This is a genomic window from Rhizobium sp. N731 (genome assembly GCF_001664145.1).
In the GTDB taxonomy this organism is placed as follows: Bacteria; Pseudomonadota; Alphaproteobacteria; order Rhizobiales; family Rhizobiaceae; genus Rhizobium; species Rhizobium esperanzae.
In genome coordinates, this window is the sequence record NZ_CP013601.1 from 2,255,001 (window position 1) to 2,278,817 (window position 23,817).

The 23,817-nt window shown below is 62.0% G+C and carries 24 protein-coding genes; 14 read left to right on the plus strand and 10 right to left on the minus strand.

The window, feature by feature from the left end; translation table 11 throughout:
* The first annotated feature begins 7 nt into the window (after positions 1-7).
* The 3 genes from parE to AMK02_RS11105 all read left to right on the plus strand — a co-directional run bounded on the left by parE (position 8) and on the right by AMK02_RS11105 (position 4,755).
* Positions 8-2,095, plus strand: a complete 2,088-nt coding sequence (gene parE / locus AMK02_RS11095; protein WP_064806151.1) for a DNA topoisomerase IV subunit B — start codon at positions 8-10, stop codon at positions 2,093-2,095.
* 199 nt (positions 2,096-2,294) lie between these two features.
* Positions 2,295-3,434: an esterase-like activity of phytase family protein gene (locus AMK02_RS11100; RefSeq protein ID WP_064806153.1), complete on the plus strand. Its 1,140-nt coding sequence runs from the start codon at positions 2,295-2,297 to the stop codon at positions 3,432-3,434.
* 115 nt (positions 3,435-3,549) lie between these two features.
* The gene (locus tag AMK02_RS11105) at positions 3,550-4,755 is read left to right on the plus strand and encodes an AI-2E family transporter (RefSeq protein WP_064802709.1); all 1,206 of its coding nucleotides are present in this window, start codon (positions 3,550-3,552) and stop codon (positions 4,753-4,755) included.
* 16 nt (positions 4,756-4,771) lie between these two features.
* Here AMK02_RS11105 and AMK02_RS11110 read toward each other — a convergent pair whose 3' ends face one another.
* Positions 4,772-5,230: a GNAT family N-acetyltransferase gene (locus tag AMK02_RS11110; RefSeq protein WP_064802711.1), complete on the minus strand. Its 459-nt coding sequence runs from the start codon at positions 5,228-5,230 to the stop codon at positions 4,772-4,774.
* Between the two features lie 130 nt (positions 5,231-5,360).
* Here AMK02_RS11110 and AMK02_RS11115 point away from each other — a divergent pair, with 130 nt between their 5' ends.
* Entirely contained in the window at positions 5,361-5,780 is a 420-nt protein-coding gene (locus AMK02_RS11115) for a hypothetical protein (protein ID WP_064802713.1), read from the plus strand.
* Here the strand turns inward: AMK02_RS11115 and AMK02_RS11120 are convergent.
* The 3 genes from AMK02_RS11120 to AMK02_RS11130 all read right to left on the minus strand — a co-directional run bounded on the left by AMK02_RS11120 (position 5,777) and on the right by AMK02_RS11130 (position 8,225).
* On the minus strand, positions 5,777-6,922 hold the full coding sequence (locus AMK02_RS11120; protein WP_064802715.1) for a DUF2336 domain-containing protein: 1,146 nt from the start codon (positions 6,920-6,922) through the stop codon (positions 5,777-5,779). The two genes, AMK02_RS11115 and AMK02_RS11120, sit on opposite strands and share 4 nt — an antisense overlap.
* A 101-nt stretch (positions 6,923-7,023) precedes the next feature.
* Positions 7,024-7,641 (minus strand): flavin reductase family protein, encoded by a 618-nt coding sequence (locus AMK02_RS11125; RefSeq protein ID WP_064802717.1) that lies wholly within the window; start codon positions 7,639-7,641, stop codon positions 7,024-7,026.
* Positions 7,641-8,225: a nitroreductase family protein gene (locus tag AMK02_RS11130; protein ID WP_064802719.1), complete on the minus strand. Its 585-nt coding sequence runs from the start codon at positions 8,223-8,225 to the stop codon at positions 7,641-7,643. Before AMK02_RS11130 ends, AMK02_RS11125 begins: the two co-directional genes overlap by 1 nt.
* Positions 8,226-8,338: 113 nt before the next feature.
* Here AMK02_RS11130 and AMK02_RS11135 point away from each other — a divergent pair, with 113 nt between their 5' ends.
* Positions 8,339-9,442, plus strand: a complete 1,104-nt coding sequence (locus AMK02_RS11135) for a hypothetical protein (RefSeq protein WP_064806155.1) — start codon at positions 8,339-8,341, stop codon at positions 9,440-9,442.
* A gap of 259 nt (positions 9,443-9,701) precedes the next feature.
* Here the strand turns inward: AMK02_RS11135 and thrS are convergent, their stop codons facing one another.
* From thrS to AMK02_RS11155, 4 genes are all read right to left on the minus strand, one after another.
* Entirely contained in the window at positions 9,702-11,708 is a 2,007-nt protein-coding gene (gene thrS, locus AMK02_RS11140) for a threonine--tRNA ligase (RefSeq protein ID WP_064802721.1), read from the minus strand.
* 123 nt (positions 11,709-11,831) lie between these two features.
* Positions 11,832-12,359 (minus strand): DUF1697 domain-containing protein, encoded by a 528-nt coding sequence (locus AMK02_RS11145; RefSeq protein WP_064802723.1) that lies wholly within the window; start codon positions 12,357-12,359, stop codon positions 11,832-11,834.
* A gap of 115 nt (positions 12,360-12,474) precedes the next feature.
* Entirely contained in the window at positions 12,475-12,879 is a 405-nt protein-coding gene (gene yidD / locus AMK02_RS11150; protein ID WP_064802725.1) for a membrane protein insertion efficiency factor YidD, read from the minus strand.
* A gap of 5 nt (positions 12,880-12,884) precedes the next feature.
* Positions 12,885-13,331, minus strand: coding sequence for an iron-sulfur cluster assembly scaffold protein (locus tag AMK02_RS11155; protein ID WP_064802727.1), 447 nt, complete (start codon positions 13,329-13,331; stop codon positions 12,885-12,887).
* A 309-nt stretch (positions 13,332-13,640) separates the two neighbouring features.
* Here AMK02_RS11155 and folE point away from each other — a divergent pair, with 309 nt between their 5' ends.
* The 3 genes from folE to AMK02_RS11170 all read left to right on the plus strand — a co-directional run bounded on the left by folE (position 13,641) and on the right by AMK02_RS11170 (position 15,812).
* The gene (gene folE, locus AMK02_RS11160; RefSeq protein WP_064802729.1) at positions 13,641-14,255 is read left to right on the plus strand and encodes a GTP cyclohydrolase I FolE; all 615 of its coding nucleotides are present in this window, start codon (positions 13,641-13,643) and stop codon (positions 14,253-14,255) included.
* A 25-nt stretch (positions 14,256-14,280) separates the two neighbouring features.
* The gene (hisI, locus tag AMK02_RS11165) at positions 14,281-14,733 is read left to right on the plus strand and encodes a phosphoribosyl-AMP cyclohydrolase (protein ID WP_064802731.1); all 453 of its coding nucleotides are present in this window, start codon (positions 14,281-14,283) and stop codon (positions 14,731-14,733) included.
* Positions 14,734-14,849: 116 nt separating this feature from the next.
* Positions 14,850-15,812, plus strand: a complete 963-nt coding sequence (locus AMK02_RS11170; RefSeq protein WP_011425465.1) for a patatin-like phospholipase family protein — start codon at positions 14,850-14,852, stop codon at positions 15,810-15,812.
* 50 nt (positions 15,813-15,862) lie between these two features.
* On the opposite strand, the gene AMK02_RS11175 is transcribed toward AMK02_RS11170, so the two are convergent.
* Together AMK02_RS11175 and AMK02_RS11180 are read right to left on the minus strand one after the other, a co-directional pair.
* Positions 15,863-16,297, minus strand: coding sequence for a CBS domain-containing protein (locus tag AMK02_RS11175; RefSeq protein WP_064802733.1), 435 nt, complete (start codon positions 16,295-16,297; stop codon positions 15,863-15,865).
* Positions 16,298-16,392: 95 nt separating this feature from the next.
* The gene (locus AMK02_RS11180; protein ID WP_064802735.1) at positions 16,393-17,181 is read right to left on the minus strand and encodes a rhomboid family intramembrane serine protease; all 789 of its coding nucleotides are present in this window, start codon (positions 17,179-17,181) and stop codon (positions 16,393-16,395) included.
* Positions 17,182-17,441: 260 nt separating this feature from the next.
* Between AMK02_RS11180 and AMK02_RS11185 the strand changes: the two genes are divergently transcribed.
* The 6 genes from AMK02_RS11185 (at position 17,442) to AMK02_RS11210 (ending at position 23,781) form a co-directional block, all read left to right on the plus strand.
* The gene (locus AMK02_RS11185; RefSeq protein ID WP_170965920.1) at positions 17,442-18,086 is read left to right on the plus strand and encodes a PAS domain-containing protein; all 645 of its coding nucleotides are present in this window, start codon (positions 17,442-17,444) and stop codon (positions 18,084-18,086) included.
* A gap of 124 nt (positions 18,087-18,210) precedes the next feature.
* A complete protein-coding gene (locus AMK02_RS11190) occupies positions 18,211-18,822 on the plus strand; it encodes a PilZ domain-containing protein (RefSeq protein ID WP_064802738.1) in 612 nt (203 codons plus the stop codon).
* A 357-nt stretch (positions 18,823-19,179) separates the two neighbouring features.
* On the plus strand, positions 19,180-20,151 hold the full coding sequence (gene pip / locus AMK02_RS11195) for a prolyl aminopeptidase (protein WP_064802740.1): 972 nt from the start codon (positions 19,180-19,182) through the stop codon (positions 20,149-20,151).
* A gap of 352 nt (positions 20,152-20,503) precedes the next feature.
* Complete coding sequence (locus tag AMK02_RS11200; RefSeq protein ID WP_064802741.1) at positions 20,504-21,109, plus strand: transglutaminase-like cysteine peptidase; 606 nt, start codon at positions 20,504-20,506, stop codon at positions 21,107-21,109.
* 258 nt (positions 21,110-21,367) lie between these two features.
* Positions 21,368-22,114, plus strand: a complete 747-nt coding sequence (locus tag AMK02_RS11205) for a hypothetical protein (protein WP_064802743.1) — start codon at positions 21,368-21,370, stop codon at positions 22,112-22,114.
* Positions 22,115-22,254: 140 nt separating this feature from the next.
* Positions 22,255-23,781, plus strand: a complete 1,527-nt coding sequence (locus tag AMK02_RS11210) for a D-alanyl-D-alanine carboxypeptidase (protein ID WP_082929659.1) — start codon at positions 22,255-22,257, stop codon at positions 23,779-23,781.
* Positions 23,782-23,817: the final 36 nt, after the last annotated feature.

The window sequence follows — 23,817 nt, forward strand, 5'->3', positions numbered from 1 at the left end:
CGGCTCCATGGACGACAGCAACGACCTTTTTTCCGGACTGCCCCTCTCCGAAAAACGCGAGGAGGCGCAGAAGCCTGCCGCGCCGAGCGAACGTCCGCCGGCGGCCGCTCCCTTGACGGCCGTGCCCTCGGCGCCGGCGCGCCCTGCGCCTGTCGCCTCGAACGCGGATGACTATGGCGCCTCGTCGATCCGGGTCCTGGAAGGCCTCGAGCCGGTACGCATGCGCCCGGGCATGTATATCGGCGGCACCGACGAAAAGGCGCTGCATCACCTCTTCGCCGAGGTCATCGACAACGCGATGGACGAAGCGGTTGCCGGACATGCCAATTTCATCGAGGTGCATCTCGATCTGCAGGGCTATCTCACCGTCACCGACAACGGCCGCGGCATTCCGGTCGAGAACCATCCGCAGGTGCCGGGCAAGTCGACACTCGAAGTCATCATGACCAAGCTGCATGCCGGCGGTAAATTCGACGGCAAGGCCTACGAGACATCGGGCGGCCTGCACGGCGTCGGCGTTTCGGTGGTCAACGCGCTCTCCGACTTCCTCGAGGTCGAGGTGGCGCGAAACCGGAAGCTTTACCGCCAGCGCTTTTCCCGCGGCCTGCCGCAAGGTGGGCTCGAAGAACTTGGCGACGTCCACAATCGCCGTGGCACCCGGGTGCGCTTCCATCCCGACCCCCAGATATTTGGGGACCACATGAAGTTCGAGGCCGCCCGCGTCTTTCGCATGGCGCGCTCGAAGGCCTACCTCTTCGGCGGCGTCGAGATCCGCTGGAGCTGCGAGCCGGGCGTACTGCCCGAAGGGTCGGAGGTGCCGGACAAGGCCACCTTCCATTTCCCCGGCGGCCTCAAGGACTATCTCCAGGCGACGATGGGCAAGGAATTCACCGTCACCCGCGAGATCTTCGCCGGCAAGACGGAGAAGGCCAGCGGCCACGGTTCGATGGAATGGGCGATCACCTGGTATGGCGGCGACCCGCAGGTGCATTCCTATTGCAACACCATCCCGACGCCTGAAGGCGGCACACATGAGGCCGGCCTGCGCATCGCGCTGACCAAGGGCCTGAAGGCCTATGCCGAGCTGACCCAGAACAAGCGCGCTGCCCAGATCACCACCGACGACGTAATGATCTCGGCCGTCGGCATGCTGTCGGTCTTCATCCGCGAGCCGGAATTCGTCGGCCAGACCAAGGACAAGCTTGCGACGGTCGAGGCCCAGCGCATCGTCGAGAACGCGCTGCGCGACCCCTTCGACCACTATCTTGCCGACAACCCGAACGAAGCGGCCAAACTACTCGACTGGGTGATCGAGCGCGCCGAGGAGCGGCTGCGCCGCCGCAAGGAAAAGGAAGTCAACCGCAAGACGGCGGTGCGCAAGCTGCGCCTGCCGGGCAAGCTTGCCGACTGCTCGCAGAACACCGCCGAAGGCGCCGAACTCTTCATCGTCGAGGGCGATTCGGCAGGTGGCTCAGCCAAGCAGGCGCGCAACCGCGCCAACCAGGCGATCCTTCCGCTGCGCGGCAAGATCTTGAACGTCGCCAGCGCCGGCCGCGAGAAGTTCGGCGCCAACCAGCAGCTCGCCGATCTGATCCAGGCGCTCGGCTGCGGCACGCGCTCGAAATACCGGCAGGAAGATCTGCGCTATGAGCGCATCATCGTCATGACCGATGCCGATGTCGACGGCGCCCATATTGCTTCGCTGCTCATCACCTTCTTCTATCAGGAGATGCCGGAACTGGTGCGTGGCGGCCATCTCTTCCTCGCCGTGCCGCCGCTCTACAAGATTACTCAAGGAGCGAAATCCGCCTATGCCCGCGACGACAATCATCGCGCCGAGCTGATGCAGACGGAATTCAGGGGCAAGGCCAAGGTGGAGATCAGCCGCTTCAAAGGTCTCGGCGAGATGATGCCCGCCCAGCTCAAGGAAACCACCATGGATCCGGCCAAGCGCACCCTGCTCCGGGTGCTGATCGACGAGGTGGATTTCGAAGGCACCCGCAGCGCGGTCGACGATCTGATGGGCACCAAGCCCGAAGCCCGCTTCCGCTTCATCCAGGAGCGTGCAGCCTTCGCCGAAAACCTTGATATTTAAACACGTCTCAGGCGCGCCGAATGATCTGACAGATACGCCCGGCGCGCCGCATTTTAGCATCTGCGATTTCACGGAACTGACGAAGAACCGTAACAACTCCGTCAAATAACCGGTGCATGAAGCGGACGGCGCGCGACCTCCCCCGGGGAGAAGCGCCTGCGCCGGTTCGAGCCGTTTTCAACCCTTGCCGGATTTTGCCATGACCAAGCGTTTTGCCGCGACTGCCGCTTTCGTTCTCCTGTCCAGCACCGTCCCCGTCAGCGCCACCGATATCGGCTCCACTTTCACAAGCGCCTGCCCCTTCGGCGATTGCGCCGCCGGCATTTCGCTCTCCTATCTCGGTGAATTCGTCATCCCCACAGGTCAAATGGAAAACGGCGTCGAGTTCGGCGGCATCTCAGGCCTCGATTTCGATGCCGCTACCGGCCACTTTATCGCCATCAGCGACGACCGTTCGGACAAGGCGCCCGCCCGCTTCTATGAACTCGACATCGATGTCGATGCGTCGGGCCTCAAGGGCGTTTCCGTCGTCAAGCATGTGACGCTGAAAGACAAGAACGGTGAGCCCTTCGCCGCCAAGACCGTTGACCCGGAATCGATCCGCCTCGGCAAGGACGGCATCTACTGGGGCAGCGAAGGCGATGCCAAGGTGCTGCTGCCACCCTTCATCCGCGTCACAGCGCCGGACGGTTCTTTCGTGCGCGAGTTCAAACTGCCGGAGGGCTTTGCTCCGACCATCGACAAGTCGACCGGCATCCGCGACAACCTCGCTTTCGAAGATCTCGCGGTCGCGCCCTCGGGCGACGTTTTCGTCGGCGTCGAAGCCGCCCTCTATCAAGATGGCCCGAAGCCGTCGCTGATGACGGGCAGCCTGTCGCGCATCATCCGCTATGACGGCGCAACCGGCGAGCCGAAGGCTGAGTATGTCTATCCCGTCTCGCCGATTCCGCAGTCCGCCATCAAGGCCGACCGCGGCAACGACAACGGCATGTCGGAAATACTCGCCCTTGACGATCACCGCCTGCTCGCCATCGAGCGCAGCTACGCCGAAGGCTTCGGCAATAACGTCAAGATCATGATGATGGATCTCGCCGATGCGACCGACATATCCGCCATCCCCTCACTCGCCAAGAACGACCTGCCAGTCGTCCCTGCCCGCAAGAGCCAGATCCTCGATCTCAGAGCAATCGGCCTCATTCCCGACAATATCGAGGCGATGTCGCTCGGCAAGGCCAAGGACGGTACCGACGTCCTCATCCTCGGCTCCGACAATAATTTCTCGACCACTCAGAAGACGCAATTCTACGCGTTCAAGGTTCTCAGCCGCCCGCGGCAGTAAGACGCCGTGTCTGACGGCCGAACAGTGATGCTTTATATCAGCTTTCACGGCGCGGACCTTGAAACCGCCGGGTTCATGGCCCATAACCAGAGTACAAGAATAAGAAGAGGCGCGCGTGGGTGTGTTCGACCGTCAGAAAACCAATCATGAGCCGCGATGGCTGGGGTCGTCGGCGCCGACACGCACGCCGCTGATTCCCTCCATCTCGGCGGCGCGCTGGCTGCTGGTGCTGGTCGCCGCCGCCGGGGTGTATTTCTTCTACGGTTTCCTCGTGCCGGTGCTGGCAGCTCTCGTCATCGGCTTTGCCAGCTGGCCGCTCTATCGCAAGCTGCTTGCCCGCGTCGGCGGCAATACGACGGTCGCCGCGACCATCGCCATCCTCATGATCCTTACCTTCCTGGTCATCCCGATCGGGCTCGCGGTCACTTATACGACCGGCGAAGTGCGCACCTGGCTCGCCTGGGCGATCCACGCCAACCGCGCCGGCGCCTCGACACCGAATTGGATCGTCGCCTTGCCGTTTGCCGGCCCCTATCTCGATGATCTCTGGACCAAATATGTCGGCAGTCCCGGCGCGCTCGGCGAACTCATCCAGGCGATCAGCGGCGCTCATATCGGCAACATCTATCGCGCCGTGCTGGCAGCCGGCGGCGGCGCTTTCCATCTTCTCCTCACGCTGCTCTTCATGCTGATCGCGCTGTTCTTCGTCTATCGCGACGGCTTCTCCTTCTCCAAGCAGATCGACATGCTGGGCGAGCGCATCCTGCCGAACCGCTGGGAGCGCATTTCCCGCGTCGTGCCGGCAACGATCAGCTCCACCGTCATGGGCATGACGCTGATTGCCATCGGCGAAGGCATCGTGCTCGGTGTGGCTTATTGGATCGCCGGCGTGCCGTCGCCGGTAACGCTCGGCGTGCTCACGGGGGTGATGGCCCTGATACCGGGCGGGGCGCCGCTCTCCTTCACGCTGGTTTCCATTTATCTCCTGGCGAGCGGCTCGCATGTCGCCGGCGTCGGCCTCTTCGTCTGGGGCACGGTCGAGCTTTTCATCGTCGACAAGACGCTGCGGCCGAAGCTCGTCGGCGGCCCGATCAAGCTGCCCTTCCTGCCGACCTTTTTCGGCCTTGTCGGCGGCGTCAAGACGATGGGTTTTCTCGGCCTCTTCATCGGCCCGGTGCTGATGGCGCTGATCGTCGCCATCTGGCGCGAATGGATCCATGAGGCCCGCAACGCCGAGAGCAGCGAGAGGGTGCCGCAGATCGTCATCGACGAACAGGCACCGCCGCCGTCCAAGCCGATCCCGCGCGTCGCCGAAGGCTGAACTGCCTTCGTGAAGCCTATCCCAGCCGCTTTTCCATGAACAGGCTGAGCGGATCCGGCAGATAGGTGCCGAAAGCCTCGATCTCCCGATATCCGTATTTGCGGTAGAGGGCGATCGCCTCCGGCTGATAGATGCCGGTCTCGAGCCGGATCGCCGTCAGCCGCTTTTCCCTCGCGATCGCCTCCAGCGCATTCATCAGCCCGCTCGCGATCCTCAATCCCCTCGCCTGCGGGTCAACGAACATGCGCTTGATCTCCGCCGTGCCGTCGCCGGCCTCGACCAGCGCGCAGCATCCGACGATCGGCCCCTCATTGCGGGCGACGAAGAAGCTTACCGAAGGTTTCTCCAGCAAGGAGAGGTCGACCAGGTGGTTGCTCTCCGCCGGATAGAGCGACGCTGCATAGGCGTCGGAAAGATCGAGAAGGCGGATGACGCCGTCCTGGCGCGGCGGCTCCTGGGCGATAGTGACGGACATGATGGTTTCCAGTGTTTGCGGGAGGCGCAAATTTTTGCCGAGATGACGAAGAGTTAATGCCTTCGCCTTGTTTCGGTTGGAATTGCGCCGTCTAAGGCGATATCGGGTTCAATAGCCAAGGAAGCAGAATATGCAAGCGGTGCTCATCGCGATGACGATTCTCGGTTGCGACGATTCCGTCAGCCAGTGCAGCTATGTCGCGACCGTCGACAAGCGCTGGGAAACCGTCGCCGCTTGCGATGCCGAAGCCGAACGCCGGCTCAAGGCCTATACCAATGTCAGCTATCCCTCGGTGATCGCCGTGTGCGAGGCGCCGAAAGCGCTTGCCGTCGCCGAACCGCCGAAACCGGCGCCCTTGCCTGCGGCCGCGGCCGACACCGCTCCCGTGGCACCCGAGGAACCAACAGGCCTCGCCGGCTTTGCTGAAAACATCGCCGGCCAGGTCCGCGCACATCTGCCATCCGGCCGAGACGTCAAGGAGACGCTTTCCAAACCTGTGCATTTCGTATCCGCCAGCTATTCCTGGGTTGTAACCAGGCTGAACGACTAAGCCGCTGCAAGCGCGGCATAGACACGGGCCGATTGCCGCTGTTCGGCGACGTGCAACTTCTCCACCATGTCGAGCAGTTCGCCGGCCGCGCCGTGTGCGCCACTGTGATGGCGGAATTTTTCGAGAAGACGGCCTCCGACAGTGCCGAGCACGCTGCCCGGCGCCTTTCGAACGGCCTCGCGCCACAGAAGCGTCGCCTCGACGAAGATCACGCTGATATCCCGCGGCAGGCCGGCGGATTCATAGAGCGCGCGCACGGCATGCATGCGCCCGGTTGCCAGGATCGAGCGCACCCTGCGCTCGCTGCACGCTGTTAGATCGACGATTGCAGCGGCGAAGAAGTCCAGCCTGCCGACGCAGAGCGCATGCATGAGCAAGGAGGGCGTCAGCCGGCCGTTGAGGCGCAGATGCTCGACGAGATCCGGTATCTCCCGCGGCGCGATATCCCCGGCGATCGAAACGATGGCTGCCTCGGTCGCCTCGCGGCTGATGCGCTGGAGGCGCTGCAGGCCGATCGCCGCCTGCGCCAGCGGCAGCCCGACCAGTGCATTGCTGACATGCTGGGCGAGCAGCTGGCGGGCATCGGCCGGAAGGTCGCTGCGGTCGAGCAGCAGGTTGCGAATATCGCAGCAATCGCCAAGCCGCTCAGCGATGCGTTTCAACGATTGGCTGGAGATGGCCGCGCCGTCGTTTTCAAGCAGGCAGAGCACTTCGTCTTCATCGCCGACCTCCGCGAGTGCAGCCGAGACCGGGCGGGTGACATGGCCTCTGGCCGCGATCAGCATGCGGGTGGCGCCGTTGCCGCGTGCGGCGAGGTCGACAAGATCGGCGTCGCTGAGAAGCGGCGAACAGGTAACGGCGTGGCAGGCAACCTCGGGCTGGTCCGCGGCAAGCGAAAGGATCAGGCTGCGCGGCGCGTCGGGCGACCAGGCGATCGCCTCGGCCAGCGCAAGCCGCACACGCGGCGACGGGTCATCGAGAAGAAAGGTCATCGCCATCTCGGCTGCCGCCCGCTCCTCGCCGCTCATCTCGGATTGCAGATAGGCTCGACCGAGTGCGTTCGCGGCCCGGGCCCGATCACCGGTCTTGGCCGTTTCGATCCAACGAAGGAAAGCTTCTACGATCACGCGACGCCCCAGCACTTGAACGCGATTCCTTCGCGTTTCATTCAATGCTGTAACCGTAGCGACAAAAGGTTTAAGATTGGTTCACCATATTTCTTAAGCCTTTGCATGCCTTGCGCTCAGGCTTCCGCCTTTGGTATCTGCGGCCGAAACATCTCGAAAACATCGCTGCCTTCGCTGTAATCCATGTAGCCCATGCGGGCCACAGGTCGGGCGATCGACATGTCCAAGCGGCCGTCCCTGACGATCGCCTCGTCGATATGGATGCCGACCACCTCGCCGAAGACGAGAACGTTTTCAGACGGCGCGCCCGATAACGTCTTCGGCTCGATGATTTCGGTGACCCTGCATTCGAGCACGGCGTAAGCCTCGCCGACATAGGGGGCGTCGATCAGTTCGGACTGTTTCGGCGTCAGCCCGGCGAAATCGAATTCGCTGTTGCCGTAAGGCAGCGCCGCCGAGGAGAGGTTCATCTTTTCGGCGAGATCGCGGCTGACGAAATTACAGGTGAAGGCGCCGGTTTCCGCCGCATTGCGCTGGCTGTCCTTGCGTCCGGCGGAAGAAAACATCACCAGCTTCGGCCGGTCGGCGACGGCGTTGAAGAAGGAATAGGGCGCAAGATTGATCGAACCGTCCCGGCCCTTGCTGCCGATCCAACCGATCGGCCGCGGCGATACGATCGCCTTGAAGGGATCATGCGCGAGGCCGTGCCGGTTGCCGTCCGTCGTGTAGAACATCAGTCCTCTCCACCGACCCAGGTCACGGTATCGGCAAGCTCCGGCCGCGGCCGCTCGATCGCCGGGAATGTCGTCGAGCCGATATGGATGAAACCCGCCACCTTTTCGCCGGGCTCGACGCCGAGCAGCGGATAGGCGCGCTCGTCATAGGCGAACCATTCCGTCAGCCAGTTGGCGACATAGCCGCTGGCATTGGCGGCGAGAATGACATTGAAGCAAAGCGCGCCCGCCGACATCAGCTGCTCCCATTCCGGGATCTTGATATGCGGCCCCGCCTTGCTGACGACGGCGACAACGACCGGTGCGCGGGTGAAGCGGGTGCGCTCGACCTCGATCATCTCTTCGGAAAGCTCCGGCTTTGTCTCGAGCGCCAGCTTGAGAAGCTCCTCGCCAAGGCGCGCACGCTCATCTCCGCGATAAACGATGAAGCGCCAGGGAGCGATCTTGCCGTGATCGGGAACACGCGAAGCAAGCCGCAGGATCTCCTCGATCTCGGCCTTTTCAGGGCCGGGTTCGCACATCTGGAAAGCGGGAATGGAACGGCGCACGGCGAGGTAATCGATCAGCTTGATATCGGATTTCATGCGGGAGAAACTTTCATTTTTATGCTGCTGCAAAGCGTGGGTCTTGAATTTGCCATCGCGTTGGTCTTGAAGTGGCCTTTGCGATTTCAGAAGTCAATCGGTTCACGAAACAGATGTTTGGCATTTCGCCTCTTGCACGCATCGGCCTCGCCATCGCTCTGATGGTATTGATGCCCATCGGCGCCGGTGCGCAGGATGCCTTCAAGGACTTCAAACAGCTCGATTCGACATCGAAGATGCCGAAGCTCAACGCCTTCATTGCGCCCGGCACCGCGCCCGAAGGAGCCAAGCTGCGCGACATCGAAATGGAAGCCAAGCTGACGGCCGACGGTACGCCTGTCGAGGACGGGCTTTCCTGGTATGTCTTCAGCCCGATCGCCGGCACCGACGGCAAGCTGCCGCTGATCGCCAGCGCCAAGGGCGGACCCGCTGCCTTCCAACTCGCTCCGGGCGATTATTTCGTCAATGTCTCCTTCGGCCGCGCCGGCGTCACAAAGAAGCTGACCGTGCCCGCTGACGGCGAGGTCGACAAGCAGGTGATGGTCCTCGATGCCGGCGGCCTGCTGCTCAATGCCGTCTCCGGCACCGATGCCCGCATCCGCCCCGACCAGTTGAGTTTCTCGATCTATTCCTCGGAAGTGCGCGACGACGGTGAGCGCGGCCTCGTCGTGGCCGATGTCTCGCCGAATACTGTCGTGCGCCTCAATGCCGGTACCTATCACATCGTTTCCGAATATGGCAGCGTCAACGCCGTCATTCGCGCGGACATCCAGGTCGAGGCCGGCAAGCTCACAGAGGCAACGATCCAGCACCGCGCCGCCCAGATGACCTTCAAGCTGGTCTCCGAAGCCGGCGGCGAGGCGATCGCCGACACCGCCTGGTCGATCTTAACGGCAGCGGGCGACAGCGTCGGCGAAAGCGTCAGCGCCTTCCCGACCATGGTCCTTGCCGAAGGCGAATACTCGGCCGTCGCCCGCAACAAGGACAAGATCTATCAGCGCGATTTTACAGTGGTTGCCGGCCGGAATACCGACGTCGAAGTTCTGATGAAGGACCAGCAACCGCAACAGCCCGAGAGCCCGGCGGCCCGCACGGTGCAGCAGGCGCCGGCCGGCACGCCGCCACCCCCGGGTGTCCAGCCGGCTCCGGAGGAGCCTCTGCCCTCCTACGAACAGCTCGTGCCGCAGGGCGGCGGCGACGGCGCCAGCCTGGATTGATTCTGCCGGGCACGCTTCTCCGGCGTACCAGCGATCAAGCCGATCGGCCGGCGCTCTGTAGCGCCGCGCGTCTGATCAGACGCGCAAACGACGCTATCATTTTGGATCTACGCATCGGCCGATGCCGCTAGACCAGGCGCGGATTTCATTCATTGGCAGGAAGATTTGAAAGTGGAGACGGGAGGCGCACGAGTGGCTGCCCCTCGCGAAAGACATTTCCGACAGCGCCGAGGTCGGCGCTGTCGTATTCCCCCTATTTTCAGGCCGCCTTGGCTTTCTTTGCCTCGGCCTTGCGACGGACGTCGGGCGGCGTCGCCTCGAGGGTGAGGCTCTCGACGGCGGCGTCAAGCTGCATCGAAACCTGGTCCTGACTGCCGAGGCGGCGGATGTTGACCGTGCGCTCCTCGGCTTCCTTCCTGCCGCAGACGATGATGACAGGAACCTTGGTGACGGAATGCTCGCGGATCTTGTAGTTGATCTTCTCGTTGCGGAAGTCGGTTTCGACGTTGAGACCGGCCTCGCGCAGCGCCTCGGCCACTTCAAGCCCATAGGCATCAGCCTCCGAGGTGATCGTTGCGACCACCACCTGTAGCGGCGATACCCAGAGCGGCATATGGCCGGCGAAGTTCTCGATCAGGATGCCGAGGAAACGCTCCATCGAGCCGCAGATGGCGCGGTGGATCATCACTGGCTGCGTCTTTTCGGAGTTGCTGTCGATATAGAAAGCGCCGAAGCGTTCCGGCAGGTTGAAGTCCACCTGCGTCGTGCCGCACTGCCATTCGCGGCCGATCGCGTCCTTCAGCGTATATTCGAACTTCGGACCGTAGAAGGCACCCTCGCCCGGCAGGATGCCGGTCTTGATGCGGCCTTCGGACTGCGCCTCGATCGTCTTCAGCACATCGGTCATCACGGCTTCGGCGCGATCCCAGAGCGCATCGGAACCAACACGTTTGTCCGGCCGGGTGGAAAGCTTGACGACAATTTCCTTGAAGCCGAAATCTTCATAAACCGAGAGGATCAGGTCGTTGATCTTCAGGCATTCGGCCGCCATCTGCTCGTCCGTGCAGAAGATGTGCGCGTCGTCCTGGGTGAAACCGCGCACGCGCATCAAGCCATGCAGAGCGCCCGAAGGCTCGTAACGATGCACCAGCCCGAATTCCGCCAGACGGATCGGCAGCTCGCGATAGGACTTCAGGCCATGCTTGAAGATCTGCACATGCCCGGGGCAGTTCATCGGCTTCAGCGCGAAGACGCGGTTATCGGCTTCCTTGTCATCCGGATGGGTCATCGCATGCGCCGATTTCACGGCGAACATGTTTTCCTGATACCAGCCCCAGTGACCCGAGGTTTCCCAGAGCGAGGTGTCGAGCACCTGTGGTGCGTTGACTTCTTCATAATCGATGGCAAGCCGGCGGCGCATATAGGCGACGAGCGTCTGGAAGATGCGCCAGCCCTTGCCATGCCAGAAGACAACGCCCGGCCCCTCCTCCTGGAAATGGAACAGGTCCATTTCGCGGCCGAGCTTGCGATGATCGCGCTTTTCGGCTTCCGCCAGCATATGCAGGTAATTATCGAGATCGGCCTGGTCTGCCCATGCCGTGCCATAGATGCGTGACAGCATGGCGTTGTTGCTGTCGCCGCGCCAGTAGGCGCCGGCGACCTTCATCAGCTTGAAGGCAGTGCCGACCTGGCCGGTGGAGGCCATATGCGGGCCGCGGCAAAGGTCGAACCATTCGCCCTGGTTGTAGATCTTCAGATCCTGGCCTTCCGGGATCGCATCGACGAGTTCGACCTTGTACTGTTCGCCCTTGGCGGCAAAGACTTCCTTGGCCTTTTCGCGCGACCAAATCTGCTTTGTGAACGGCGCGTTGCGGGCGATGATTTCCTTCATCTTTTTTTCGATCTTCGGCAGATCGTCGGGCGTGAAAGGCTCGTTCTTGGCGAAATCGTAATAGAAGCCGTTCTCGATGACGGGACCGATCGTCACCTGCGTGCCGGGCCAGAGCTCCTGCACGGCTTCGGCCATCACATGCGCGGCGTCATGCCGGATGAGCTCCAGCGCGCGCGGGTCCTTGCGGGTGACGATCTCGATCTTGCCGTCGGTGACGGCATCGGAAAGATCCTGCACGGCGCCATCGAGGGCAATGGCGACGGCGCTCTTGGCGAGCGACTTGGAAATGGATTCGGCGACATCCTTGCCGGTTGCGCCAGCCGGGAAGCTGCGCACGGAACCATCGGGAAATGTCAGGGAAACGGATTGGGACATCGAAATTCTCCTTGTCCAGTCCCGCCAACGAATGCGGGTGGTTGAAATGGAAGCGTCATCCCTTTGTTGGATGCGCTGCCGCCTGATACTCAGATTTCACTTGGGAGTAAAGAAGCAGCCGGCTCACATGATCATTTGCGCAAGACCGCAAACGGTGTTCCAGTTGCGCATCGTTCCGACGCCGAGCCGCTGGGTCGTCAGCGCCGAAAGCAGTTTCGATTGACTCGGTTTGCCGGCGAAATCGATCCAGAGATCGCCGCCGACGACGGCGATACGTTGCCCTTCCGCCATCAGCGGTTTCAGCGCCTCCACCTTCTCAGGATCGATCGGCAGGCGCATCACCCGGACGATTACCTGGTCTCCGCTGCCGTCCCGGAAGGGATTGGTGCCGCAGAGCGCCATCCAGGTGCAGTCGCTGCGCACGATGATATCGACATGTTTGCCGAACTTCTCTTCGAAACCCTCTTCCAGCGCGACCTCGAGTTCATGCGGACGTATTTCGTCGGCCTCGAAAATGAGATTGCCCGTTGAAACCAGTGTGCGCGGCTCGCGATAGCCGAGCTCTCTGGCAAGCGCGCGCAGGTCTTCCATGATCACCCGGCGGTCGGGCGAGAGCACGATGCTATGCAGGAGGGCGACAAACATGCTCATAGCAACTCGCTCTCCTCCTCGCGATCGTAGTCACCGAACAGTGACCGCGCCTCACGCATCCTCGCTGCCCTGACCTCCGAAACACAATGATGTTCGCCGGGCATCGTCACCGCGGTCACCCTCTCTTGCGTCCAAGTGCGAGATAGCGCCATGGGGTCCACCAGTGAAACTCGTTGCCGAGTGTCTCGGGCACCTGGTCGAGGCCGCTGGTGCCGCCCGGACCACAGCGGCCGACGCGAAACAGCGTCATCCAGCCGCCGGCCCATAATCCGTGGCGGGCGATCGCCTCGTAACCATATTCCGAGCAGGTCGGGATATGGCGGCAGGAATTGCCGACAAAGCCGGAAAGCGTCAGCTGATAGAGGCGGAGGAGCCCCATGCCGAGCAGGCGGTCCGGAGTCTTGCGGAATGCTCCGGTGTAATTGCGGGAGTAGCGCGCAGTCTTTGCGTGCGGCTGTCTCGATGCGGCCGCGCCGCCATCGTCCTCATCGTCAGCCTGCCGGACGCAGAACTCGCACATCTCGGTTACGCCTCGACAACTTCCGCCCGTTTCGCCTCGATCTGCCCGATCGCGTCGACGACCGCGTCGAAGGTCAGCATCGTCGAAGCATGGCGGGCCTTATAGTCCCTCACGGGCAGGAGGTAACGCATATCTTCGAACCGCCCCGTCGGCCCTGCCCCGTCCGCCTTCAACATGGCGAGCATGTCCAGCCGCGCCTGCCGCAATTCACCAGATGTTGCGCCGACGACATGGCGGGCCATGATCGAGGACGAAGCCTGGCCGAGCGCGCAGGCCTTCACGTCATGGGAAAAATCTGTCACGACATCGCCATCCATCTTCAGCCAGATCCGTACCTTGGAGCCGCAAAGCCTGGAGTGCGCCTGGGCGGTCGCATCGGCATCATCGAGCGTCCCGGTCAACGGAATATTGCCGGCGAATTCGAGGATTTTGCTGTTGTAGATGTCGTCCATGCTGGATTTCCGCTCCAAAATCGCTGCGGATCGGCCTAAATGGTGCTGTTATTGTTATTGAAACAAAAAACACACCGTGTCATCTGAGGATACTTACATATAATGGCCGTCTTCCTATATGTATGTCGTTCCAAGGCCATGAAAATGCAATGGCCTTGTGTAAGTTTGATTGGGAAACCGTGCCGGACGGGCATTGAATTTGCCCTGAAAGCCCCGGAGCCTGCCAAAGGTGCATGAATTCCCGCATGGGACTGACCAGTGGCAATTCCGACAGATGGGTCCGCGGTGCGGACCAGGAGACCATTGATCATGGACGCCATCGTAAAGAACTTTCCGCAGCCGAACCGGGACTCGGACCGCCCTTCCCAGCAGGAGGCCGAGGAAGCCGTGCGCGTTCTGCTGCGCTGGGCCGGTGACGATCCGACACGCGAAGGCCTCATCGAGACCCCAGCCCGTGTCGCCAAGGCCTATCGCGAGCTGTTCGCCGGTTACGATATGGCGCCGGAGGACGTGCTCGGCCGGACCTTCGAAGAGGTCGCAGGCTACGACGACATGGTCCTTGTCAAGGACATTCCGTTCTACTCGCATTGCGAACACCATATGGTGCCGATCATCGGCAAGGCCCACGTCGCCTATATGCCTGATGGCCGCGTGCTCGGCCTGTCGAAGATTGCCCGAGTCGTGGAGATCTATGGCCGGCGCCTGCAGACCCAGGAAACCATGACGGCCCAGATTGCGCGGGCCATCGACGATACGCTCAATCCGCGCGGTGTTGCCGTACTGATCGAGGCCGAACATATGTGCATGGCGATGCGTGGCGTTCAGAAGCAGGGTTCGACCACCTTGACCACGACCTTTACCGGAACGTTCAAGACCGAACCGGCCGATCAGGCCCGTTTCATGAGCATGGTGCGGAGCCGCTGATACCGGCTCCCTCAGGAGGGCCGCAATGAGTCAACTGATCTTCAATCAACCATCCGAAGACAAGTCGGCGTTGGAAGACGCCGGCGATTTCACGCCGCGTTTCGACGACCGCGGCCTGATCACTGCGATCGTCACCGACGCCGGCGATGGCGAACTGCTGATGGTGGCGCATATGAATGCCCAGGCCCTGGCGCTGACCATCCAGACGGGCACGGCCCATTATTTCAGCCGGTCGCGTGGCAAGATCTGGAAAAAGGGCGAGACCTCGGGCAACCTTCAGACGGTGAAGGAAATTCGCACCGATTGCGATCAGGACGCCATCTGGCTGAAGGTCGAGGTCGCCGGCCATGACGCCACCTGTCACACCGGCCGCCGTTCCTGCTTCTATCGGACGGTGACGCTGCGCCAGGGAAAACCGATGCTGGACATCGTCGACGACGAGCGTCATTTCGATCCGCAGGACGTCTACGGAAAATAGACTGACCGTCCCGGGCATTTGCCCCTTATTGTGCCAGAAACCGGTTCTATATACCATTTGGCAACCGATCGGGCACACTATCGTAACATACGTGTTCTGCTGGAGGGGAGAGCGCAATGCTGAACTGGAGTCTGCACCGTCAAAGCGCTGAAGGCGAAGGTTCCGGTTCCGGCATGTCGACGATACTCGAGACAATCCCTGCGCCCGCGCCTGTCAACAGAATCAAGATCGCGCTCGCTCTTGGCGGCGGCGCAGCCCGCGGCTGGGCCCATATCGGCGTCTTGCGCGCTCTGGACGAGGCCGGGATCGAGATCGGCATGATCGCCGGCACATCGATCGGCGCGCTGGTCGGCGGCTGCTATCTCGCCGGCAAACTCGATGAACTCGAAAGCTTCGCACGCTCGCTGACCATGCGCCGCATCGCCAGTCTGCTCGATCTGACGATCGGCGGCAGCGGGTTGTTCGGCGGCATGCGGCTGACCAAGCGCATGCAGGAGCATCTCGAGGGCCTGAACGTCGAGGATCTAGACCGGCCGTTCGTCGCGGTCGCGGCCGAGGTCAATACCGGCCACGAGGTCTGGATCGCCAATGGTTCGCTGATCACGGCGCTGCGCGCCTCCTATGCCCTGCCGGGCATCTTCGAGCCGGTCCGCAGCAATCATCGCACCCTGGTCGACGGCGCGCTGGTCAACCCGGTTCCCGTCTCCGTCTGCCGTGCCTATGAGCAGCCGCTGGTCGTCGCCGTCAATCTCAATTACGATCTCTACGGCCGCTCGGCCGTGGTCCGGCACAATGCCAGCCTCTCGCAGCAGGAATTGCAGAAACAGGAAGAGGCGCCCTATGCCCGCCTCGGCATGACCGGCGTGATGGTGCAGGCTTTCAACATCATCCAGGACAGGATTGCCCGCGCCCGCCTTGCCGGCGATCCGCCCGACATTTCGCTGCAGCCGCGCCTGAGCTATATCGGCCTCTCGGAATTTCACCGCGCCGGTGAGGCGATCGAACGCGGCTACGAGGAAGCGAGAGCCAGGCTTCCCGAGATCAAGCGCATGCAGGAAGTCTACGCCAGTCCCCCGTGAAGCGACGCCGCGACGGGCACGAGGGCACGTCTAAACAAACAGCCGAACCCTCAGCCGGCAATATAGGCCTTGATATCCTCGGCCTCGCGCTCCACTTCGGCGATCCGCGACTTCACCACGTCACCGATCGAGATAATGCCGGCAAGCTTGCCGTTGCTTTCCACCGGAACGTGGCGAAAGCGGCGGCTGGTCATCAGTTCCATCAGCTCGTTGACAGTCGTCTCCTCGTGGCAACGGTAGACCTTTGAAGTCATCACCTGCGAGAGCGGCTGATCGAGGCTATCCTTGCCGTGCTTGGCGATGGCATGCACGAGATCGCGCTCGGTGAACATGCCGGAAATCCGGTTTTCCATGCCGACGACCACGATGGCGCCGATCTTCTTCTTGCTCAGAATTGCGGCCGCCTCGGCGACGGTGGTGTTCGGCCCGGCGGTGATGACGTCCCTGCCCTTCAGGTCGAGGATTGCTTTGACTGAACTGGTCATTCGAACCTCCTATGTCGAGCCCGTGACATCTGTCACAGGCGTCCGCGGCGGTTTCTCCCCCCAATCGCGGATCGTTCGATGGTGCACCGCCCCGCTCAGGATTGCAACATATCCTTCGCCGCTCCCGTCGGTTCTGCAGGCGGCCGTGGCGCCCGGTCGAACAGCGAAAACAAAAGGAAGCCGAAGACGAAGCCGCCGATATGCGCATCCCAGGCGATCTCCTGGTCGCTGTCGCCGACGAGCGGAATGCCGACGGCGATGAGCGCGTTGCCGACCAGCCAGAGAAGCATGAAGATGACGACGGTCCGGCTCTTCAGGGCGTCGATGATGGAAAGCCGGGCGTTGAGATGCGCCACCGGCATCGGTCGCCGATCGGCCGGAAAGGCGAATCGGCAGGCGGCGCCCATCAGCCCGGAAATGACGCCCGACGCGCCGATCAGCAGCGATACGTCTCCCCAGTTGAGGATCGCGTGCAGGGCGGCGGAAGCGACGGCGGACAAGATCCAGAAGAACAGGAACCGCAACGTCCCGATGCGGCGCACGACCGGCGCGCCGAAGGCCATCAGCCAGAAGGCGTTGAAGACGATATGCTGGGTGCTGCCGTGCAGCAGCGAATAGGTAACGGGCGTCCAGAACAGTTCCAGCCCCTGCTGCGACAACGGAATCACGTAGCGAGCGGGGACGAAACCGAAGGTAAACAGCAGCCAGCCCACCGCATCGTCCGAGAGAACGAGCGCCTGCACCGCGTAGATAAGGATGAGCAGGCAAAGGCTGAAGAGCAGCGCCGGCGGAAGGTTGAAGACCGGTACGCGCGGGGGCCGCGCCGGCGGCCGGGCCTCGGAAGGTTCGGGCGCCTTGTCTGGCTCGCCCGTCTGCTCGTTCATTTTTATCGCCTCGTTGAGGCCTCAGCCATACAGGAGCGCCTGTCAAAAAAAAAGCCGCCCGTAGTGCCGGGCGGCGTAACCCGAATTCCTGGAAAGACCCGGGATCGGCAGATCGTGCTGAACTCCGAAAGTCGAAGCGATGGCTGGACATTGTCACGATAGACGCCGCGCCTCAACCGAAACCCTTTCTTAACCTTAACGGCCTGGATCTGGCATGAAATCCGCAAGGTAGAAGCTGTACGGGCAATGACTGCCCGAAAATGCTCCGGAATGGGACAGGTTGGTGTGAAATGCGTGTGCAAACGACCATCGAAATTTTTGACTATTGGAACCGTATCCGCGGCGCTGCCGATGCGCCGCTGAAATCACAGGTCGAACCCTCTGCCGTTCCCCATCTACTGCAAAGTCTCTTCATCCTCGAGACGCGCGACGGCGGAGACATTGTTTTCCGGCTCGCCGGCACTCGCATCTGCGATTTCTTCGGGCGCGACCTGCGCGGTGAACGTTTTTCGTCTCTTTGGGCGCATGGCCAGCACGCTGATATCGAACGCACGGCGATGGGCGTCATGGACCATGCCATGCCGGCCCTGTTCAACACCACCGGCTACAGCACCGTCGGTCATCAGGCCTCCTTCGAGATCATCATGATGCCGCTGCGCTCGTCGGACGGCGCCTGCGACCGGCTGCTCGGCGCGATCGCACCGAAGGCGCCTGCGAGCTGGCTGGAGATCGTGCCGCTGGAATTCCTGGCGCTCGACCGCAGCCGTCTGCTGCCCGAAAAATTCAGCAACGCCACGCCGGCCGAACTGCGCTCGATCAACGAGGTCGTCGCGGCAAAAGGCATCGGGTTCGGCCAGGCCATGCGCCGCATGGTGTCACAGCTGCTGAGTGCCGAGGCGCGTTAAGCGTCTCGTTTCAGCACAAGGCGCGCACTCGTTTTCGGCTATGTCACAATAAGGCGAAACAACCTTCTGTTAATGGATTGGAGGTAAGGATTGATCTCTCCAGTTTTTATGAAGAAGCCCTTTGATGCACTCGTTCCAGCCAGCTCAGACGCAACGACCTGCGCCGCGCCCTGAACAAGGCGTTTTCCAGCGCGTGCCGATCAATATGCAGGGCCGGTTGATGCTTGCGAATTATGAGGAATTCGAATGCATGGTGATCGACATGTCGCCCGGCGACATGTACGTCATCTGCTCCGGCCGGCCGCGCGCCAACGAACGCGTCGTCGCCTATATCGACCATCTCGGGCGCGTCGAAGGTTACGTCCAGACCCTCGACGGCCGCGGCTTCACCATGTCGATCAATGCCACCGAGCGCAAGCGCGAGAAGCTCGCTGCCCAGCTCACCTGGCTTGCCAACAAGCACGAGCTCGGCCTGCCGGAAGATCGTCGCCACGACCGTCTGACGCCGCGTGATACGAAGACCGAACTCACGCTCGAGGATGGCACGCGCTATACCTGCCGCATCATGGACCTGTCGCTGTCAGGCGCCGCCATCGACGTCGAAATGCGTCCCACGATCGGAACGGCGGTGCGCCTCGGTAACATGCGCGGCCGTGTCGTGCGTCACTTCGTCGAAGGTGTGGCGATCGAATTCCTGTCGATCCAGTCCCGCGAGACACTGCGCGAATTCCTTTGACAGCCTGAAAAATCACGATGCCTTGCGGCGGATCAATTCGAGGCCGATTGCTCCGAAAGCGCTTGCCAGGTCCGGAGCACACCGGGTCGGGTCGTGTTGAAAGCGCGAGCCTCACGGCAAGCGATCTGCAAGCGGCGGTAAATCCGGCTTTGGAAGGCCGGTGCCAAATCCTGTCGCAAGTCGTTCCAACCAGTAAGTCATATAGAGTTATGAGTGGAACAAGCTGCGACACAGGTCGGGCGGAGCAGGCCGCGCGAAATTGGGCAGAATCTTGGGTCGAGGAATTTCCGGCCGTCGTCCGTCTTCCCTTCGTTATGAAGATGATGGATAAGGTCCGCCTCGACCGCAGGTGCACCGATGCCAGCCCTCTACCCGGAAATCGAACCCTATGATCACGGCCTGCTCGATACGGGCGACGGCAACCTGATCTATTGGGAAGCCTGCGGCAACCCGAGGGGGCGGCCGGCACTCGTCCTGCACGGCGGGCCGGGCTCGGGCTGTTCGAGCGCGGCGCGCCGGCAGTTCGATCCGGACGCCTATCGGATCATCCTCTTCGACCAGCGCAATTGCGGCCGGAGCCTGCCGAGTGCTGCAGATCCCGAAACCGATCTCTCCCTCAATACGACCTGGCATCTCGTGGCCGATATCGAGAAGCTGCGGCTCTTTCTCGGCATCGACAGATGGCTGCTTTTCGGCAACTCCTGGGGCTCGACGCTGGCGCTCGCCTATGCCGAAGCGCATCCGCAGCATGTCACAGCGATCATCATATCGGGCGTGACCACCACACGGCGATCGGAAATCGACTGGCTTTGTCGCGGCATGGCGCCGCTCTTTCCGGAAGAATGGCACCGTTTCCGCCAAGGGATACAATCCGGCGCGCCACGATTGGATGAGGACATGGCCAGCGCCTATCACCGCCTCCTCAACGATCCGGATCCTGAGACGCGCCTCAAGGCGGCGCAAGACTGGCATGATTGGGAATCAGCTTCGATCCTGCTCGCCGGGGAAGAACTGCCGCGCCGCTGGGCCGATCCGGCTTATGTGCTGACGCGCGCCCGCATCATCACCCACTACTTCGTCAACGGGGCCTGGCTGGAGGATGGCGTGCTCTTGAAGAACGCCGCGCGACTTGCCGACATTCCCGGCATCCTGCTGCAGGGACGGTTCGACATCGAGGCGCCGCTCGTCACCGCCTGGGAACTGGCCCGCGCCTGGCCGCAAAGCGAGCTCGTAATCCTGCCGCGCGCTTCCCATTCCACTGCAAACCCCGATATGAGCGCGGCAATCGTCGCCGCTACCGATCGATTTCGCGATTTTCCTCAAAAATAATTTTAATGCCGCCCCCCGGAATCCGAGCGATATTCTGCTTTCGGCAGGTTCCAACCGGCCGATTCCGCCGGCATCGCCACCGCAAGCATCGCGCCGCAGCGCCGCAGGCATTTTTCCGGCTCAGCGACAGCTCTTAACGACGCGACGGCAGCGCAGGCTTTCCGTCGGCGAAGTCCTTGCCGCGTCCACTACAATTTTAATCGACTTCGACACAAATGCGTGCCGAATTTTATTCGTATTCGAGCCAAGTTTTATCGGCATTTGATTCAACTAAGCATTTAATTCTATTACGTAATTTTGCGTGAGATAAAAATGTCCGTGTCATTGTCACCTCAACTTAGGGGAGACGGCAATGACAGCTGCGAATATCCTGAAAGGCGGCCTTTTGGCCGGTGCGCTTATGATGGCACTGACGGGCGCGGGACAGGCAACGCCCGCCAGCATGGCACTGGCAGGCAATGCCAGCCCGCCGATCGGACACTATGAATTCTGCAAAGCCAATCCGGCGGAATGCACCTATGCCGGCGGCGATGCCGGGCCGGCCGTGCTCACGGAGGATCGCTGGAAGGAAATCCTCAAGGTCAATTACACCGTCAATTCGTCGATCCAGCCGGAGACGGATGAACAGATCTACGGCGTCGAAGAGCGCTGGGCCTATCCGACCACCGTCGGCGATTGCGAGGACTATGCCCTGCTGAAGCGCAAGATGCTGATCGAGGACGGCTTCTCGCCATCCGACACGCTGATTACGGTCGTGCTGCAGCCGAACGGCGAAGGCCATGCGGTGCTGACGGTCCGCACCGATCACGGCGACTTCATTCTCGACAACATGCGCAACAAGGTGCTGCTGTGGTCGGACACCGAATACACCTATCTGAAGCGCCAGTCCGCAAGCGATCCGGCCCGCTGGTCGAAGCTTCAGGACGGCCGCGCTGTTGCGGTCGGTAGCGTCAAGTAGGCCACCGCCGGCCAAGCCGGCACAGGTTTCGGCCCGGTCAGTCCCCGCATCCCGTCCCCGACCGGTGCCCAAGAGCCGTTCCCGCTGTCCCGGGAACGGCTCGCTCCTTTTTGGGACAAGGGGTCCATCCCGGCACAACTGCGCCCCGAAATCTTAGCGAAGTATTAACCGTGCCGGTTCGATCATGTCGATGAGATTCATCATCGGCACCGGCGGCTCACGTTCATCCTGCGGCGGACCGAAACGCGAAGAACCGCCATGAGCCAAGCAGCCCAAAGCGCACCCGACGAGCAGCCGCTTCTTTCCACGAGGTTTCTCCTGCGTACGATGGTGGCGATATCAGTCCTGGCGGTCCTGACCGTCGCCATCAGCATCGCCGGCCGTTCGTTCGGCCGACACATCTCCCTTGCCGGCAATACCGACAGCACGGCTGAAATCACGCTGACCATCGGTCGCGACACAGTGAAATTCCCCGAAAATACCATCCGCTTCCCGAGCCAGAGGCATGACGGCGGCACCGAGCGCGTCGATCTCTACCTCGCCTGGCCCTCCATGCAAGGTTACGGCAAGGACAACCATCTGCGATTCGACGATGTCGCCCAATCGTCCGGCCTCATCTTCCTGCAGATCGCCCAGAGCACCATGTCACGCGACATGTCCGGCCGGCTGGAGCCGATCTATTCGCATCTGATCGAAGGAACAGCCGAGCCTTTCCGGGACGGATTGACACTCCATCGACTTCGCGCCGACGCCGGTTATGGCGGAGAAGTGCTGCTCACGGCACCGGTCAAAGGCGGGCCGGACTACGTCGTGCGCTGCATATTGCCTTCAACTCCGGACAAGGCTGCAAGCGGAGATTGTCAGCGCGACATCAAGGTCGGCAAGGATCTCAGCGTCCTCTACCGCTTCTCCAGCAGCCATCTCGCCGACTGGGAACATATTGATGCCGCGATCAGACTCTTTGTGGAGCCGCGTCTTGTGAACCGTTCTGTGACAGGTCCCTAAAATGCCGGCGGAGAAGGCATGAAACGATTCATCATAAACGGATTGGTAACGCTGAATCGGTAATTTCAAAAGACGAGCTGTGCGGCGGGGGGTGTGCGGTTCCTGCCCAATATCTGAAATGCAAAGCGAAGAGTGGAATAGTGTCAAGGTCAGTCTCCTCCGTATCATCGTCCCGGTCCGGCAGCTTTTTCGCAAAGCTCCTGGCGATCCTTTCGATGGCTCTCACGGTCGTCCTGGTTGATTCGGTCAATGCCGACGCGGAGGCGGCCAATCCGAAATATGCGGGCATCGTCGTCGACGCCAAGACCGGCAACGTTCTCTACAGCGAGAATGCTGATCGGCTGCAATATCCCGCCTCTCTGACCAAGATGATGACTCTTTATATGACTTTCGAGGCCTTGGAGCAGGGTCGCATCCGCCTCGATACGCCGGTTCCCTTCTCCGCTCACGCGGCCGCCCAGGCGCCGACCAAGCTTGGCGTGCGTGCCGGCGGCACCATCACCGTCGAACAGGGCATCCTCGGTCTCGTCACTCTGTCGGCTAATGATGCGGCAACCGCGCTTGGCGAGATGCTCGGCGGCAGCGAAGACCGATTCGCCCAGATGATGACCGCCAAGGCCCATGCGCTCGGCATGACGCGCACCACCTATCGCAACGCCAACGGCCTGCCGAATACGGCGCAGATGACGACGGCGCGCGACCAGGCCCGCCTCGGCATCGCCCTTCGCCAGCATTTCCCGCAATATTACGGTTATTTCTCCACCCGCGCCTTCAAGTTCGGCACTCGCACGATCCGCAGCCACAACCGGCTGGTCGGCTCCGTGCGCGGCGTCGACGGCATCAAGACCGGTTATACGCGCGCCGCCGGCTTCAACCTTGTGAGTTCGGTACAGGTCGACGGGAAGTCGATCGTCAGCGTCGTGCTCGGCGGCACTTCCGGGTCGGCTCGCGATGCCCAGATGCGCAATCTGATCGCCGCCTACCTGCCGAAGGCGTCGAGCCGCGGCGGAAATTCGGCGCTGGTGGCCCAGGCAGCCCCTGCCCCTGAAATGATCGAAACGCCTGCTCCGGTTCAGCCGCAGAAGGCTCGGCAGCAGGTCGCCCCGGAACAGGTCGCAAAGACGATCACTGCGGCGCAGCCACCAGTTTCTGCCGCTGCCGCCGACCTCGGCCTGCCGCGCAAAGGGCCGCTGCCGGACGCCCGCTATCAGGTGGCCGAGACCGAAGTCGCCTTTGCCGAAACCTCCGCGACGAAATCCGACAATCCGCTGGTTGCCCAGGCCATGCCGGCGCCGACCAAGGTCAAGACCACGAGCTTCAAGCAGCAGGCTCCGGTCGCCGCACCCGCTGCACAGGATAACGCCGCCGTCGATCACGTCACGACCGCATCGACCAACGCCACCCCGGCAAGTGCTGCGCCTGCGGGCTGGGTCGTCCAGGTCGGCGTCTCGCCGAGCCGGCAGATGGCCATGGACCTCCTGGAGAGCGCCAAGAGCAAGGGCGGCAAGGCGCTGGCCTCGGCAAAGCCCTTCGCCGTCGCCTACGGCGCTGGCAACGACCAGGTCTACCGCGCCCGTTTTGGTGGCTTTGACGATCAGCGCGATGCGGTCAATGCCTGCAAGGCCTTGAAGAAGGCCGGCATCAAGTGCTGGGCCGCAGCACAATGAGTTATTCGGTGCTGCCTGCGACAATGCCGGCGGCAT

Coding starts and splice junctions, on each gene's coding strand:
- AMK02_RS11180 (WP_064802735.1), bottom strand. CDS start 17,181: ATGAACGAGCAGACGGGCGAGCCAGACAAGGCGCCCGAACCTTCCGAG.
- AMK02_RS11185 (WP_170965920.1), top strand. CDS start 17,442: ATGCTCCGGAATGGGACAGGTTGGTGTGAAATGCGTGTGCAAACGACC.
- AMK02_RS11175 (WP_064802733.1), bottom strand. CDS start 16,297: ATGACCAGTTCAGTCAAAGCAATCCTCGACCTGAAGGGCAGGGACGTC.
- AMK02_RS11190 (WP_064802738.1), top strand. CDS start 18,211: ATGCACTCGTTCCAGCCAGCTCAGACGCAACGACCTGCGCCGCGCCCT.
- hisI (WP_064802731.1), top strand. CDS start 14,281: ATGAGTCAACTGATCTTCAATCAACCATCCGAAGACAAGTCGGCGTTG.
- folE (WP_064802729.1), top strand. CDS start 13,641: ATGGACGCCATCGTAAAGAACTTTCCGCAGCCGAACCGGGACTCGGAC.
- AMK02_RS11130 (WP_064802719.1), bottom strand. CDS start 8,225: ATGAAATCCGATATCAAGCTGATCGATTACCTCGCCGTGCGCCGTTCC.
- AMK02_RS11205 (WP_064802743.1), top strand. CDS start 21,368: ATGAGCCAAGCAGCCCAAAGCGCACCCGACGAGCAGCCGCTTCTTTCC.
- pip (WP_064802740.1), top strand. CDS start 19,180: ATGCCAGCCCTCTACCCGGAAATCGAACCCTATGATCACGGCCTGCTC.
- AMK02_RS11110 (WP_064802711.1), bottom strand. CDS start 5,230: ATGTCCGTCACTATCGCCCAGGAGCCGCCGCGCCAGGACGGCGTCATC.
- AMK02_RS11135 (WP_064806155.1), top strand. CDS start 8,339: ATGTTTGGCATTTCGCCTCTTGCACGCATCGGCCTCGCCATCGCTCTG.
- AMK02_RS11125 (WP_064802717.1), bottom strand. CDS start 7,641: ATGTTCTACACGACGGACGGCAACCGGCACGGCCTCGCGCATGATCCC.
- yidD (WP_064802725.1), bottom strand. CDS start 12,879: ATGTGCGAGTTCTGCGTCCGGCAGGCTGACGATGAGGACGATGGCGGC.
- parE (WP_064806151.1), top strand. CDS start 8: ATGGACGACAGCAACGACCTTTTTTCCGGACTGCCCCTCTCCGAAAAA.
- AMK02_RS11170 (WP_011425465.1), top strand. CDS start 14,850: ATGCTGAACTGGAGTCTGCACCGTCAAAGCGCTGAAGGCGAAGGTTCC.
- AMK02_RS11155 (WP_064802727.1), bottom strand. CDS start 13,331: ATGGACGACATCTACAACAGCAAAATCCTCGAATTCGCCGGCAATATT.
- AMK02_RS11145 (WP_064802723.1), bottom strand. CDS start 12,359: ATGAGCATGTTTGTCGCCCTCCTGCATAGCATCGTGCTCTCGCCCGAC.
- thrS (WP_064802721.1), bottom strand. CDS start 11,708: ATGTCCCAATCCGTTTCCCTGACATTTCCCGATGGTTCCGTGCGCAGC.
- AMK02_RS11115 (WP_064802713.1), top strand. CDS start 5,361: ATGCAAGCGGTGCTCATCGCGATGACGATTCTCGGTTGCGACGATTCC.
- AMK02_RS11100 (WP_064806153.1), top strand. CDS start 2,295: ATGACCAAGCGTTTTGCCGCGACTGCCGCTTTCGTTCTCCTGTCCAGC.
- AMK02_RS11200 (WP_064802741.1), top strand. CDS start 20,504: ATGACAGCTGCGAATATCCTGAAAGGCGGCCTTTTGGCCGGTGCGCTT.